12 protein-coding genes are annotated in these 14,287 nt (G+C 64.3%); 10 read left to right on the top strand and 2 right to left on the bottom strand.

The genetic code is table 11. The features are described from left to right. Positions 1-24: 24 nt before the first annotated feature. Genes AC0KTM_RS14150 through AC0KTM_RS14125 form a run of 6 tightly spaced genes read left to right on the top strand, consistent with a single transcriptional unit; the run spans position 25 to position 7,638 of the window. Positions 25-1,227 carry an MCE family protein gene (locus AC0KTM_RS14150; RefSeq protein WP_225330618.1) on the top strand — a complete coding sequence of 401 codons (1,203 nt, stop codon included), beginning with the start codon at positions 25-27 and terminating at the stop codon, positions 1,225-1,227. 2 nt (positions 1,228-1,229) lie between these two features. Continuing rightward, a complete protein-coding gene (locus AC0KTM_RS14145) occupies positions 1,230-2,261 on the top strand; it encodes an MCE family protein (RefSeq protein ID WP_374109798.1) in 1,032 nt (343 codons plus the stop codon). A gap of 22 nt (positions 2,262-2,283) precedes the next feature. After that, the gene (locus AC0KTM_RS14140) at positions 2,284-3,315 is read left to right on the top strand and encodes an MCE family protein (protein ID WP_472415892.1); all 1,032 of its coding nucleotides are present in this window, start codon (positions 2,284-2,286) and stop codon (positions 3,313-3,315) included. Beyond that, positions 3,312-4,775: an MCE family protein gene (locus tag AC0KTM_RS14135; protein ID WP_238956191.1), complete on the top strand. Its 1,464-nt coding sequence runs from the start codon at positions 3,312-3,314 to the stop codon at positions 4,773-4,775. The genes AC0KTM_RS14140 and AC0KTM_RS14135 overlap by 4 nt, the downstream gene beginning before the upstream one ends. Further along, a complete protein-coding gene (locus AC0KTM_RS14130; RefSeq protein ID WP_238956190.1) occupies positions 4,775-5,971 on the top strand; it encodes an MCE family protein in 1,197 nt (398 codons plus the stop codon). The genes AC0KTM_RS14135 and AC0KTM_RS14130 overlap by 1 nt, the downstream gene beginning before the upstream one ends. Beyond that, positions 5,971-7,638, top strand: coding sequence for an MCE family protein (locus tag AC0KTM_RS14125; RefSeq protein ID WP_238956189.1), 1,668 nt, complete (start codon positions 5,971-5,973; stop codon positions 7,636-7,638). The genes AC0KTM_RS14130 and AC0KTM_RS14125 overlap by 1 nt, the downstream gene beginning before the upstream one ends. Before the next feature lie 195 nt (positions 7,639-7,833). Here AC0KTM_RS14125 and AC0KTM_RS14120 read toward each other — a convergent pair whose 3' ends face one another. Further along, the gene (locus tag AC0KTM_RS14120; RefSeq protein WP_225329708.1) at positions 7,834-8,292 is read right to left on the bottom strand and encodes a PPOX class F420-dependent oxidoreductase; all 459 of its coding nucleotides are present in this window, start codon (positions 8,290-8,292) and stop codon (positions 7,834-7,836) included. A 60-nt stretch (positions 8,293-8,352) separates the two neighbouring features. Between AC0KTM_RS14120 and AC0KTM_RS14115 the strand changes: the two genes are divergently transcribed. Continuing rightward, positions 8,353-8,751 (top strand): helix-turn-helix domain-containing protein, encoded by a 399-nt coding sequence (locus AC0KTM_RS14115; protein WP_225329707.1) that lies wholly within the window; start codon positions 8,353-8,355, stop codon positions 8,749-8,751. On the opposite strand, the gene AC0KTM_RS14110 is transcribed toward AC0KTM_RS14115, so the two are convergent. Next, complete coding sequence (locus AC0KTM_RS14110) at positions 8,748-9,593, bottom strand: class I SAM-dependent methyltransferase (RefSeq protein ID WP_225329706.1); 846 nt, start codon at positions 9,591-9,593, stop codon at positions 8,748-8,750. The two genes, AC0KTM_RS14115 and AC0KTM_RS14110, sit on opposite strands and share 4 nt — an antisense overlap. A gap of 100 nt (positions 9,594-9,693) precedes the next feature. On the opposite strand from AC0KTM_RS14110, the gene fadD11 reads away from it, so the two are divergent. The 3 genes from fadD11 (at position 9,694) to AC0KTM_RS14095 (ending at position 14,280) form a co-directional block, all read left to right on the top strand. Then, entirely contained in the window at positions 9,694-11,517 is a 1,824-nt protein-coding gene (gene fadD11, locus AC0KTM_RS14105) for a fatty acid--CoA ligase FadD11 (RefSeq protein ID WP_225329705.1), read from the top strand. Next, positions 11,514-13,406 (top strand): lysophospholipid acyltransferase, encoded by a 1,893-nt coding sequence (locus AC0KTM_RS14100; RefSeq protein WP_225329704.1) that lies wholly within the window; start codon positions 11,514-11,516, stop codon positions 13,404-13,406. Before fadD11 ends, AC0KTM_RS14100 begins: the two co-directional genes overlap by 4 nt. Before the next feature lie 88 nt (positions 13,407-13,494). Further along, positions 13,495-14,280 carry a DUF6065 family protein gene (locus tag AC0KTM_RS14095; RefSeq protein WP_472415890.1) on the top strand — a complete coding sequence of 262 codons (786 nt, stop codon included), beginning with the start codon at positions 13,495-13,497 and terminating at the stop codon, positions 14,278-14,280. Positions 14,281-14,287: the final 7 nt, after the last annotated feature.

Raw genomic sequence — 14,287 nt, 5'->3', positions numbered from 1 at the left:
GATGAGGAATTGACGGGGGGTGCAGTGCTGCAAGAAAAGCGTCGACGTCGTGCGACCCGGGTCGCTGCGGTAATTGCCGCTGCGGCACTGTCAGCCTATTGCGTGTTTACGTACTTGGCTTACAGTGACGCATTCACTGACGTCGCAATGGTTACCGTGACTGCGCCCCGGGCGGGGCTGGTCATGGAACGCGATGCAAAGGTCAAGTATTTGGGTGTTCAGGTCGGCAAGGTGACGGGCATCCGATATGACGGCGAACACGCCGAGCTCATCCTTGCTGTTCGCCGTGACCAGCTAGCGTTCATCCCTTCGAATTCGACGGTCCGCATAGCCAGCACAACTGTATTCGGCGCCAAGTCCGTGGAGTTTCTTGAACCTGCCCACCCCGCGGCCGGCGCGGTGGCGGCGGGAGCGCGGTTCACGGCGGCTGCGGTGGCGGTAGAAGTCAATTCGTTGTTCGAGACGCTGCTCAACACTCTCCACAAGATCGATCCGGTGGCACTGAATGCGACACTGGCGGCACTCGGTGAAGGATTACGTGACAACGGAAACAACTTAGGTGCGTTGACCACTGACCTGAATTCCCTTTTGGCCAAGGTCAATCCGCGAATGGGCGCGCTGCAATCCGACCTTGATCGTGCGGCTTACACTGCCAACGTTTACGCTGACGCCGCGCCCGCTCTCGTCACGACGATGGATAACGTTCCCACGATCAGCAACACCATCGTGCGCCAGCAGAAAGATCTGACGGAGTCGCTTTTGGCGGCCGCGGGGGTGGCCGACGAGGGCGAGCAGACATTGGCACCGGCCGCCGACTCCTACATCGCTGCAATACAACGTTTTCGGGCGCCGCTAAATGTTCTCCACGACTACTCACCGGAGTACGGCTGTCTGCTCACCGCGTTGTCCGACGCGATAGGACGATTTGGACCCTATCTCGGGGTCACAAAAGCGTCCCTTTTTGTCAGCGCGGCAGTGCTTCCCGGGGCGCCGAGCTACACCTATCCTGAAAGCCTGCCGATCGTCAATGCTTCCGGCGGTCCGAACTGTCGCGGGCTGCCCAACTTGCCGACCAAGCAGGGCAGCGGCTCTTGGTACAAGACACCGTTTCTGGTGACTGATAACGCCTACGTTCCGTATCAGCCCAACACCGAAATGCAGATCGACGCACCGTCAACCCTGCAGTTCCTCTTCCATGGTTCCTTCGCAGAGCGTGACGACTACTGATGATGAGGACGCGACATCTGAAAGCAAAAGTGGCGATCTTCGTCGTAGCGATGTTGCTCGTTCTCGGCCTTCTCACAGTCACGTTCGGGCAATTCAGATTTTCTTCGACGGAAGAGTATCACGCCGATTTCACGTCGATATCGCGGTTAGCAAGCGGACAGGATGTGCGTATTTCGGGGATCGTCGTCGGCCGCGTGAGAGCGATCGAACTACACGAGCACTATGTCAGCGTAACTTTTGATGTTGACAAACGCTATCAACTTTTCACGTCGACCCGTGCCTTGGTCCGTTACCAAGATTTGGTGGGCAATCGTTACCTCGAGATCGCGGCTGGACCGGGCGAGCTCAGGAAATTACCTCCCGGGGGGACCATTCGACGTGAGCACACCGAACCGGCTCTCGATCTCGATGCATTGCTGGGCGGGCTTAAACCCGTCCTCAAAGGACTCGACGGGCGCAAGGTGAACGAGATCAGCAACGCTATTCTCGCGGTGCTGCAGGGCCAAGGTGGAACGCTTGCTGACCTGCTTTCCAGTACCAGCTCATTCACTCAAAACCTCGCGGCGCGTGATCAATTGGTCGGTGAGGTCATCGACAATCTGAATCAGGTGCTCGGCACCGTGGACTCCAAGACCAGCCAGTTAGGCGCCAGCGTCGACCAGCTTCAGAAGTTGGTAAGCACTCTCGCTGCAGGCCGAGAACCTATCGCGGGAGCCATTGGGCCCCTGGCATCGGCAGAAACCGACCTGAGCGAGATGCTGTCCGGCTCTCGGCGGCCGCTGCAGGCTGTTATCAATGAATTGGGTCCGCTATCAACCGAATTGGATCGGCGCAAAAAGGACATCAATGACGTGCTAGACCCGTTGCCGGAGGACTACAAGCGATTGACCTCGTTGGGCGCCTACGGATCCTTTTTCAGCTTCTATTACTGCTCGCTCAAGATCAAGATCAACGGGCCCGCGGGCAGCGACATCATTATTCCCGCCGGCGGTCCTCCCGACCCGAGCAAAGGGAGGTGCGCGTTTGCCAAGTGAAAATCGAGGCCAGCGTGATGCGTTGCGCACCGGCACGATCGGCATCACGGTGATTGTCTGTGTGCTGCTCATCTCGATCGGGTACGGGCAACTTCCGTTATGGCCGCGCGGCAAGAGTTGTGAGGCGTATTTCGTTAATGCTGCGGGTATCAAGCGAGGCGACGACGTGCAAATCATGGGCTACGTCGTTGGACATGTCACCTCGGTCGAGTTAACACACCGCTTGGCCCGGGTCGGCTTCAACCTTGATCGTAAAGTCCGACTTGGTGATCAGTCGGTCGTGTCGATCAAGGCTGACTCGGTACTAGGCCAGCGCTCCCTCAATATCGCTCCGGCTGGGGATGGGGCGGTGACCTCAATCCCGGTGGGGCGCACCACTACTCCATACACTCTGAATAATGCGTTACAAGATTTAGCGAAGGCCGCTGGCGGGGTGGACAGCGGGCAATTGGCTCAAGCGATGGGGGTGCTCACCGACGCCCTGCACGAGGCCACTCCGCAGCTACGAAGCGCGCTTGAGGGTGTTACCGCGTTATCGAAGACGATCAGTAACCGTGACGAACGTATCGGTCAACTCTTGTCCCATACGCAGCAGGTGTCACAACTTTTGGCTGACCGGGCCGGGCAGATCAATCAGCTGATTGGTGACGGCCGCGACCTGTTTGCTGCGCTGGCCGAACGACGACAGCAGTTGGGAATTCTCATCTCGGGCATCCGTGAGGTTGCCCGGCAAATCTCGGGCTTCGTCGCTGACAACCGCACACAGCTGGGGCCCACCTTAAAACAGCTCAACCTTGTGCTCGACAATCTCAACTCCCGGCAGACCCAGATTGGCGAATCGCTGAAGCGACTTCCGGTGTATTCCACCGAGCTTGGAGAGGTTGTCGGGTCGGGGCCGGGCTTCAGCGTCAACACGTACGGTGTGCCGCCCGCGACCGTGGGAGCCATGGTCCTAGATGCGGTGTTCCAGCCAGGCAAACTGCCGCAAAGCCTGGCGGACTTCCTGCGCGGTTTCATCAGCGAGCGCATGATCATCAGGCCAAGGACCCCATGACGCGGCTGGGCTCACCATCAAGGTTGCGACGGGCACGGCCGGTGGTGGCCGCGCTGCTCGCGCTCGCGTTAGGGGGTGGGATCTTTCACCTGTGGCCCAGGGCAGCCACGATCGCGGTCACCGGGTATTTTTCGTCGGCCGTCGGCCTGTATGTGGGCGACGATGTCAGAGTGGCCGGCGTAACGATCGGCACCATCAAATCCATTTCACCAGAGCCCGAATACACCACGATCGTGATGGGTGTCAGAGGCGACGTGCCAATACCCGCGGATGCCCAGGCCATCATCATCTCCCCAAGCCTGGTGGCCTCGAGGTTCATCGAATTGACGCCCACCTATGACCATGGGCCAATCCTGGCCGACCACAGCACCATTCCCCGGGCCCGCACAGCGGTGCCTGTCGAATGGGACGAGATCAAGAATGAACTGACCAAACTCAGCACCCAGCTAGCGCCGCAGCCGGGATCTCTGCAGGGCCCCGTCACCAAACTCGTCAACCAGGCCGCGGATACCTTCGACAACCAAGGCGACACATTTCGGCAAGCCGTACGCGAGCTTTCCCAGGCGGCTGGGCGCCTCGGCGATTCACGCAGCGACATGGTCGGCACGATCAAAAACCTGCACATCCTCGTGGATGCGCTGTCGCACAGCAATGAACAGATTGTGCAGTTCGCAAACCACGTCGCTGCCGTCAGTCAAGTACTAGCCGACAGCTCAACGGACTTGACCGCCGCGCTCGATGCGCTCAACCACGCCCTCGGCGACGTCCGAGGCTTCCTCAAAGACACCAATGACCCGCTGGTAGCCCAAATCAGCAAATTGGCGAGTTTCACGAAACTACTCAACGACCATGGCGACGATCTCGAACAGACCTTGCACGTCGCGCCCACCGGTCTCGCCAACTTCTACAACATCTATGACCCGGCCCAGGGGTCGATGTCGGGTCTTGTCACGCTACCGAATTTCGCTAATCCCGTGCAGTTCATCTGCGGCACCTTTGAGACCGCCGCAACACCGGAATACTTTCGGCGCGCCGAGATCTGCCGCGAGCGAATAGCGCCGGTGGTGAGACGGCTGGCGGTGAACTACCCACCATTCATGTTCCATCCGATCAACAGCATCAACGCCTACAAAGGCCAAATCATTTACGACACACCAGAAACCGAGGCGAAGGCCAGAACCCCGATCGCGCAACTGCAGTGGCAGCCACTGCCGGGCGTGATCCCACCATCATTTTCGCCCGACACCGACCTCAAAGACCTGTTGGTACCGCCGGCATCTGGACCACCGGCCAATGCCGGCCCGGCCCTGGCGCAACCCGGCCCGCCGGCCGGTGGAACGCTTCCCAACGCGGGTCCTGCGCTGGGCGCGCCGGCGCAGCCGCCAACGGCCGGCGAGCGGCCTGGTGCCCCACGACCAGTGACCGACCTGCCGATCCCGATCGATGACGGAGGTCGGTGATGCAAGTGACTCCAAGGCGCGTGCGTGGCCGGCAGGCGATACGGTGTGGCCTGTCGTGCGCGGCGGTGGGCTTGTTGCTCAGCGGGTGCCAGTTCGGCGGTCTGAATTCGTTGGATATGCCTGGAACCGCAGGGCATGGCCCCGGCTCTTTTAAAATCACTGTAGAACTTTCCGATATCGCCACTCTGGCGCAGAATTCCCCGGTCATGGTCGATGACGTCACCGTCGGCAGCATCTCGGGAATGGGCGTTGAACAACGACCCGACGGAACCTTCTGCGCTGCCGTCCAGTTGTCGTTGGATGCGCAGGTGAATCTACCGACGAACGCGGTGGTCAAGGTTGCACAAACCTCGCTGCTCGGCTCGCAACACATCGAACTGTCGCGACCCGTCGCCGCACCGGCGGTCGGACGACTGTCCAACGGTCAAGTAATACCGGTGAATGGCAACGACAGATATCCCACCACCGAAGAGGTGCTGTCCTCACTGAGCATCGTGGTCAATAAGGGCAACTTGGGGGCGCTGCAAGACATCACCGACGAGCTTTACCAAACGGTGGCGGGACGCACCGAGCAGTTCGCTGATTTCCTGCCCCAACTTGCCACGCTCGCTGCCGGGCTTGATCGCCAAACCGATCACATCATCGAAGCAGCCGACAAATTGAACCATGTCAGCTCAGTTCTTGCTGACGGCAAGGGAAAGTTGGATCTCGCCTTAAGGGCGGTGCCCGAGGCGCTCCGCGTCCTCAACGCCGACAGTGGCCAGATTGTCGCGACATTCGATGCACTACGACGACTCGGTGTCATCGCCGCCAACGTCCTGTCGAAAACCAAACGCGATTTCACCGAGGACGTCAAAGCCGCCTACCCGGTCGTGAAAGCGCTCTCAGAAAAGGCCCGCGAACTCGTTAATGCGCTGCCGCTCCTGGTCACATACCCGTTGCCGCAGAAGGGAATCAAGCAAGCCGTCCGGGGTGACTTCCTGAACATCGACGCCACCTTCGACCTCACCATCAGACGCCTCGGGGAAACCCTGTTCACAACGTCGGCATTGGACCCGAACATGAAGCATCTCGCCGAGGTGGTCAACCCGCCCGATTATCTGCTCGGGGCACTGGCAAATCTGTCAGGTCAAGCAGCTGATCCCTTCAGCCTGCCGACACACGATTCACCTGCTGCGGCCAAGGAGCCGCACTAATGCTTTCCCGGCTTCAGAAGTGGCAGCTCTCGACCTTCGCCGTGATCACCGTGATTACCGTAAGCATCATCGCGGTCAACTACGTGCAGATTCCGGCCGCACTTGGCTTCGGGTCGTACACGGTGACCGCCAATTTCGCGGCCAGCGGCGGGTTGTACAAGAACGCGAACGTGGCGTACCGCGGTACCACGGTCGGCCGCGTGACCGACGTATCGCTGGCCTATCGCAACGGCGTGAATGCGCAACTGCGCATCGGCTCAGGCGCCCATATTCCAGCCAACGTCACCGCCACCGTCAAAAGTGTCTCCGCGATCGGAGAACAGTACGTCGACCTGGTACCACCAGATCAGCCCTCGCCGGCGTGGCTGCGGGATGGCTCACGGATCAATCGTGACCACACCGTGCTCAACGGGGATGTTGCGGGCTTGTTGCACGAGGCGCAGCGGCTGGTCGATTCGATCAGCCAAAGCCGATTGCGAGATCTGTTGCACGACATGTTCAAAGCCTTCGACGGATCGGGACCCGAGCTAGCACGTCTGATCCAGTCAGCGCGGCTATTAGCCGACGCGGCCAATGCCCACGGTGACGATATCGCGGGCCTGATTGATCAAGTCGGACCGTTCCTTGATACTCAGATCCGCAGCGGCGACGCGATCAGAAGACTTGCCGACGGCGCGGCCCGCTTCACCGGACATGTCCGAGGGGCTGCCCCACAAATCAGTAACCTGCTCCAGATCGTGCCCGAGGTGGCCCCCCAGGTCGGCGACACAATGCGAGACATCCGCCCGGACTTCCCGATGCTGGCCGCCAATCTCGCAAACTTCGGCCGCATCGGTGTCATCTACAGAAAGTCGCTCGAACAGGTGCTGGTGATCTTTCCCGCGATGACAGCCGTCTTGCTCACTATCGCTCAACAGGTTCCCTTCGACGAAGGTGCGCGCGCCGACTTCAAGCTTGCCCTCCAGGATCCGCCGCCGTGCAGTGTGGGGTTCATCCCCGCGCCGCTGATTCGCTCGCCCGCCGACGAAACGGTCCGGGACATTCCAGGCGACATGTATTGCAAAGTGCCGCAGAGCGACCCAGTTGTTGTCCGAGGCGCCCGCAATTACCCGTGCCAGGAATTTCCCGGCAAACGTGCACCGACGATTCAGCTGTGTCGCGACCCGAAGGGCTACGTGCCCATCGGCCGTAATGCGTGGCGCGGGCCTCCGGTACCCCTTGACACGCCCGTACCGAATCCCAGGAACACCTTGCCGCCCAACAAGTTCCCGCTCATACCCCCTGGCGCCGACTATGACCCGGGGCCACCGGTCGTCCAACTTCCACCCGGTGTGCCTACGGGGCCGGGGCCGGCGCCGATCGCGCCGTTTCCGTTGCAAGTACCGCCCGTGGGCGGCCCGCCACCGCCGCCACTGCCTTTTGGCCCACCGCCTGACCGGGTTGTGCCGCCCTATGGACAGCGTCCGGACCCGGTTCCGACCAACGTGCCTGGACCGCCACCATCGCCGGCGCCACAGGCTCAGGGTCCCATGGGCGTCACCTATGACCCCAGCTCCGGCAAATTCCTTGACCCCAGCGGTGAGGTGGGGATCTTTGCCGCGGGAGCATCCAAACTACGTCCGGCCGAGACGTGGCTCGACATGATGATGTGCCCGACGCAGGAATAACGCGGGCCCACTGGCACGCCAGCGCCCCGATACCACCGAGGCGCAATGCCTTTCGGCGGCACGCCTCGTCCCCGCTGACGCGCCGCACATGGTGGCCTGGCGAAGGGCCATCCAGGGTTCACCATTTTCCCATGAGGGTGCCGATGTACAGCGTCGACGGCGCGTCGTCGTACAAACGCGCACGCTCGCAAACGCTCAGGTGAGCTCCACCCGCACGATGACGCTGTCCGGCCACACCGCGCGGTCGCGGGCGCGCCGCAGCTTCTCGCGCACGCACAGATCCTGGTGCACGTTGGTCACGCCCGGGACCTTGATCAGCGGCACGACGTTCCACTGCCAGCCGTAGCGCCGGTGCAGCACGCGGTTCGCGCGCTCGGCGTCGGCGCCGGACAGGACGGTGGCGCGGCCGGCCAGCCAGGACGGTGCGCCCGCCCGCACCCGGCCGCGGTAATCGCAGGCCGCCAGTTCGACGTCGCCGCGCGCGGCCAGCCGCCGCGTCTTCGGGCCCACCTTCGTTCGGAACAGCAACCCGCCGGCGTCGAACGCGAACCAGATCGGGGTGTCGACGGGGGTGCCGTCGCGGCGGAAGGACCGGAGCAGGGCGTAGCGGGAACCGTCCAGGTCCGCTCGTGAGGGGCGTGAGGGGATAGCCATAACCACAGTCAAGGACTTAGAGTTGGCTCTAAGTCAAGCATCGGATCCTCGGGAGGCGCGATGGCCGGAGGCCGCACCATCGGAGAGATCTCCCGCGAAACCGGGGTCGCCGCGACGACGCTGCGCTACTACGAGCAGATCGGCCTGGTGCCCGAGCCGACGCGGCGGGGAGGTCAGCGCCGCTACGACGACTCGATTCTGTCCCGGCTCGAGGTGATCGCGCTGTGCAAGTCCGCGGGCTTCTCGCTCGACGAAATCCAGCTCCTGTTCGCCGACGACGCGCCGGGCCGGCCGGCCAGCCGCGCCCTCGCCGAGGCGAAACTCGCCGAGATCGACGCCCAGCTGGAGTCGCTGGCCCGGGCCCGGGCCGTCATCGAGTGGGGGATGCGCTGCACCTGCCCCTCAATAGACGCCTGCACCTGCGGCATTCACACCGCACGACCGGCCGGAGCCGGCTAGAACCGGTAACGGAGTATCCGCGCTTTACGGGCAGACGCTTTGAACTTTCCGGACACCTTGGTAGCCAACCGAATCCAGCCCGGAAACAACTCGACCTCAGGAGCGTGCGCCAGGCTGGATTCTTCGACCAGCGTCAACCGCGGATTCCACGTCTGCGGCACCCGCGCGTCTTTGAAGCCCGGATAGCCCCACTGCGCACCGACCTGGCTGAACATCTGCTGTGGAGCCAGCTTGATCGCAAGCCGGCTGAACCAACCGATGTGCCCGTAGTCGTTGAAGGCCAGCTCCCCGGAGTTGAAGTGCTCGGTGATGCGACGGAAGACGCCGACGATCACCGGCTCGGACAAGAACGCGAACAGCCCGTCCGCGATGACCATGGTCGGCCGATCGCCGGGGATCGTGTGCGGCCAGCTCTCGTCGGCCACCGATGCAACGATCGAGTGAGCCTGCCGGCTCGTCGGCAGCAACTTGTCGCGCAACGCGATGACACCCGGCAGGTCGACGCTGTACCAGTCCACCGTGGCGGGCGGGGCGACCCGAAACAGGCCCGTGTCCAAACCGGCGCCGAGGTCCACGACGACCGCATCGGGATGGGCGGCAGTGAAAACCCGGACCCGCTCGTCGAGCATCTTGGCGCGCAGGGCCGACTGGCACACCACGCTCCTGGTGATGCCGAGCGCGGCGAAGTCGTAGTCGATCTTGCGGACGGTGTCGTCGGCGAGCGTGTCGCCCAGGATGGGCCGTGGCCAACGGCTGTCGAGCGCTCGCGCGTACTGGGTCAGCAACGCGGTCTGCTCCAGTGGGGAAAGCTCGTGTGCGTCAAAACCCGGATCGGACGGCATGATCGACAACGTACTCGGTGGCCTGAGCGGCGTCGTTGCCGCACCGAAGACTTCGGCCAATGTATTCCGTGCCCGCTGACCACCGACGTACGCTACGGAAATGACGACAGCCGCGCATCCGGCCACCCTGTGCGAGGCGTTCCAGCGCACCGCCGCGATCGACCCGGATGCCGTCGCGCTCCGCACACCCGGCGACACCCAGACGTTGACGTGGCGAGACCTCGCGACGCAGGTGCGCCAGGTCGCCGCCGGGCTGGCGGGTCTGGGGCTGCGGCGGGGCGACACGGTATCGCTGATGATGGCCAACCGGATCGAGTTCTACCCATTCGAAATCGGCGCCCAACACCTCGGCGCCACATCGTTTTCGGTGTACAACACGTTGCCGGCCGAGCAGCTGACGTATCTGTTCGACAATGCCGGTACCAAGGTCGCCATCTGCGAGGCGCAGTACGTGGACCGCATCCGCGCCAGCGGCGCACCCATCGAGCACATCGTCTGCATCGACGGTTCGCCGCCCGGCACCCTTTCGGTAAACGACCTTTATGCCGCCGCGCAGGAGGACTTCGACTTCGAATCCACCTGGCGGGCGGTGCAACTCGGCGACGTCGCCACCCTCATCTACACCTCCGGGACCACCGGAAACCCCAAGGGCGTGGAGATGACCCACGCCAACCTGCTGTTCGAGTCGTACGGCTTGGACACCGTTCTCGGCAGCCGGTTCGGGGATCGGACCACGTCGTACCTCCCCCCGGCGCACATCGCGGACCGGATGATGGCCCTGTATTCCCTGGAGGTGTTCGGGGCCCAGGTCACCGTGGTCGACGACCCGCGCGCCATCGCCGCCGCGCTGGCCGACGTGCGGCCCACCGTCTGGGCGGCGGTGCCGCGGATATGGGAAAAGCTCAAGGCGGGAATCGAATTCACCATCGCCAGCGAGACGGACGACGTCAGGCGCCAGGCGCTGCAGTGGGCGATGTCGGTGGCCGCCCGGCGCGCCGACGTCCTGGTGGCCGGTGCGGCGATGCCGGACGAGCTGGCCGCCGAATGGGCCAAGGCCGACGAGCTGGTGTTGTCGAAGCTGCGCGAGCGGCTGGGCTTCGGCGAACTGCGTTGGGCGGTATCGGGAGCGGCGCCCATCCCGCGGGAGACGCTGGCGTTTTTTGCCGGGATCGGGATCCCGATCTGCGAGGTCTGGGGCATGTCGGAGCTGAGTTGCGCTGCCAGCGTGGCGCATCCGAAGGACACGCGGCTGGGCTCCGTCGGCAAGCTGCTCCCCGGGCTGGAGGGCAAGATCGCCGACGACGGCGAGTTTCTGGTGCGCGGCCCGCTGGTGATGAAGGGCTACCGCAAGGAACCGGCGAAGACGGCCGAGGCCATCGACGCCGACGGGTGGCTGCACACCGGCGACATTCTCGAGGCCGACGCGCAGGGCTATCTGCGGGTGGTGGACCGGAAGAAGGAATTGATCATCAACGCGGCCGGAAAGAACATGTCGCCGGCCAACATCGAGAACGCCATCCTGGCCGCGTGCCCGATGGTCGGGGTGATGATCACCATCGGCGACGGGCGGCCCTACAACACCGCGCTGATGGTCTTCGACGCCGACTCTGTTGGCCCGTATGCCGCCCAACACGGACTGCCCGACGCGTCACCCGCCGCGCTGGCGGCCGACCCGGAGGTCGTCGCCCAGATCGCCGCCGGGGTGGCGGCGGGCAACGCGAAACTGTCGCGGGTGGAACAGATCAAGCGGTTCCGCATCCTGCCGACGCTGTGGGAGCCCGGTGGCGACGAGATCACGCTGACGATGAAGCTCAAGCGCAAGCCCATCATGACGAAGTACGCCGACGAGATCGAACAGCTCTACGCCCGTGACCCGCACCCGGAGGTGCACGAGCCCTCCGACGCCGCAACGGTGCCGGCATGATCGGCGGGCCGGCGGGCAGCGCCCGGGAGCTCGGCCGCGTCGGCATGCGAAAGTTGTTGCAGCGCACCGGGTTCATCGAGGAGTCGACGACACCGCTGGCGACCGACCCCGCCGAGGTCGCCCAATTGCTGGGCGCCCCATGGTATGACGAGCGGCTGAGCAAGCTGGCCGACGACCTCGGCCGCGATCTTCCCGCCGTGCGCGCCGAGGCCGCGTCCTACCTGCGGGAGATGGCGCCCTCGCTGGACGAGCGGGCGGTGCGCGCCTGGCGCAGCTTCAGTTGCTGGCTGATGCGGGCCTACGACGTGCTGGTCGACGAGGATCAGATCGCCCAGCTGCGCAAGCTGGACCGCAAAGCCACTCTGGCGTTTGCCTTTTCGCATCGCTCGTATCTGGACGGGCTGTTGTTGCCCGAGGTGATCCAGGCCAACCGGCTCTCGCCGGCGCTCACGTTCGGCGGCGCCAACCTGAACTTCTTCCCGATGGGCGCCTGGGCCAAGCGCACCGGGACGATCTTCATCCGGCGCCAGACGAAAGACATTCCCGTCTACCGCTTCGTCTTGCGCGCGTACGCCGCGCAGCTGGTGCAAGACCACGCCAACATGACGTGGTCCATCGAGGGCGGCCGGACCAGGACGGGCAAGCTGCGGCCGCCGGTGTTCGGGATTTTGCGCTACATCGCCGACGCGGTCGACGAAATCGACGGTCCCGAGGTGTATTTGGTGCCGACGTCGATCGTGTACGACCAGCTGCACGAGGTGGAGGCCATGACCACCGAGGCCTACGGCGCGACGAAGCGGCCCGAAGATTTTCGCTTCCTGATCCGGTTGGCGCGCCAGCAGGGTGAGCGGCTCGGCCGCGCCTACCTCGACTTCGGTGAACCGCTGCCGCTGCGCAAGCGCCTCGAGGAGCTGCGCGCAGAGGAGTCCGGCGCCAGCACCGAGATCGAACGCATCGCGCTGGACGTCGAGCACCGGATCAACCGCGCCACGCCGGTCACCCCGACCGCGGTGGTGAGCCTCGCGCTGCTGGGCGCCGACCGCTCACTGTCCATCAGTGAGGTGCTGGCGACCGTGCGGCCGCTGGCGAGCTATATCGCGGCGCGCAACTGGACGGTGGCCGGGGCCGCCGACCTGACGAATCGCTCGACCATCCGCTGGACCCTGCACCAGTTGGTCGCCTCCGGCGTCGTCAGCGTGTACGACGCCGGCACCGAACCGGTCTGGGGTATCGGGGCCGAGCAGCACCTGGTGGCGGCGTTCTACCGCAACGCGGCCATTCACATCGTCGTCGACCGCGCGATCGCCGAGACCGCGCTGCTGGCCGCCGTCGAAGACGCCGAGGGCTCGGTGGAGGGCCTGGTTCAGCCGACGGCTGTGCGCGATGAGGCGCTGCGCCTGCGCGAGCTGCTGAAATTCGAGTTTCTGTTCTCGGCGCGGGCGCAGTTCGAGAAGGAACTCGCCGACGAGGTGCGCCTGATCGGGCGGGTGGAAGACACCCGCAAGGCGGCCCGCGCGGCCGACGTGCGCGGCCTGCTGGAAAAGGCCGACGTCCTACTGGCGCACCTCGTGCTGCGCCCCTTCCTCGACGCCTACCACATCGTCGCCGACCGGCTCGCCGCCTACGACGACGAATCGTTCGACGAGGACGCGTTTCTCGCCGAGTGCCTCGAGGTCGGCAAGCAGTGGGAGCTGCAGCGCAGGATCGCCAGCGCCGAATCGCGGTCGATGGAGTTGTTCAAGACGGCGCTGCGCTTGGCCCGGCATCGCGAGTTGGTCGACGGCGTCGCGGAGCCGGACATCGCCCGACGCCGGCGCGAGTTCGCCGACGAGATCGCCACCGCGGTCCGGCGCGTCAACACCATCGCGGAGCTGGCCAGAACGCGATAGTCGAAGTTTTCGCGCGGCGCCGCGGTTCACGGACCGTTAACGTTTGGTCGCGATAGTGCGTGGGCCCTATCGGTGAAGCGAGGATCTGATGAGTGAGAAGTCCGCCGGGCAGGCCCGCCCGCTGATCGGGTACATCACCCACGAGATCGCGCCGCAGATCACCCCCGCGCCGATCGGGCGGACGTGGATGTCGGAGATGCGTCAGGGCTGGCCCCACCGGTGCCTGCCGATGCTCATCGCCAATCAGAGCGGCTGGGAAGTGCGCAACCGCAACGCGTTCACCGCGACGTGGATGGGCGGGGACGACCGCACCAGCCTGATGATCGCGCCCGACACCCGCGAGAGCGGCCAGTTCCTGCCCTCCAGCCACTTCGGCTACGGCATCTTGACCTGGCATCTGCCGATGCTGTTTCGCACCCCGCCGGGCTACAACCTGTTGGTGCGCGGGCCCGCGAATCATCCGAAGGACGCCATCTCCGCGTTGGAAGGAATCGTCGAAACCGACTGGTCCAGTTCGAGTTTCAGCATGAACTGGAAATTCACCCGAGAATTCATGCCGGTGCGGTTCGAGGTCGACGAGCCGATCTGCATGATCGTTCCGCAGCGCCGGGCCGAGCTGGAAGAGTTCGTGCCCGAGCTCAGGCCCATCGAGTCCGACGAAGAACTGCACCGCAAGCACGAGTTCTTCCTGGGCTCACGCGGCGCGCTGGGACGCGAGCAGGAGGCGGCCGACGGCCCCGCCGGCGAGCGGGTGCCGTGGCAGGGCGATTACACCCGGGGCAGGCACGCCGACGGCGAGTCCGGGGCGGACGACCACCAGACGCGGCGCCGCCTTCGTCCGTTCGCCGCGCCCCAACCCGAGCAGCCGCACTAGCGCGAAA

The sequence above is a fragment of the Mycobacterium sp. NTMscope_Eco_3 genome, assembly GCF_976985685.1.
This window is presented reverse-complemented; position numbering and strand designations above follow the sequence as displayed.

Coding starts and splice junctions, on each gene's coding strand:
- AC0KTM_RS14130 (WP_238956190.1), top strand. CDS start 4,775: ATGCAAGTGACTCCAAGGCGCGTGCGTGGCCGGCAGGCGATACGGTGT.
- AC0KTM_RS14145 (WP_374109798.1), top strand. CDS start 1,230: ATGAGGACGCGACATCTGAAAGCAAAAGTGGCGATCTTCGTCGTAGCG.
- AC0KTM_RS14120 (WP_225329708.1), bottom strand. CDS start 8,292: ATGGCTATCCCCTCACGCCCCTCACGAGCGGACCTGGACGGTTCCCGC.
- AC0KTM_RS14095 (WP_472415890.1), top strand. CDS start 13,495: ATGAGTGAGAAGTCCGCCGGGCAGGCCCGCCCGCTGATCGGGTACATC.
- fadD11 (WP_225329705.1), top strand. CDS start 9,694: ATGACGACAGCCGCGCATCCGGCCACCCTGTGCGAGGCGTTCCAGCGC.
- AC0KTM_RS14125 (WP_238956189.1), top strand. CDS start 5,971: ATGCTTTCCCGGCTTCAGAAGTGGCAGCTCTCGACCTTCGCCGTGATC.
- AC0KTM_RS14135 (WP_238956191.1), top strand. CDS start 3,312: ATGACGCGGCTGGGCTCACCATCAAGGTTGCGACGGGCACGGCCGGTG.
- AC0KTM_RS14110 (WP_225329706.1), bottom strand. CDS start 9,593: ATGCCGTCCGATCCGGGTTTTGACGCACACGAGCTTTCCCCACTGGAG.
- AC0KTM_RS14115 (WP_225329707.1), top strand. CDS start 8,353: ATGGCCGGAGGCCGCACCATCGGAGAGATCTCCCGCGAAACCGGGGTC.
- AC0KTM_RS14100 (WP_225329704.1), top strand. CDS start 11,514: ATGATCGGCGGGCCGGCGGGCAGCGCCCGGGAGCTCGGCCGCGTCGGC.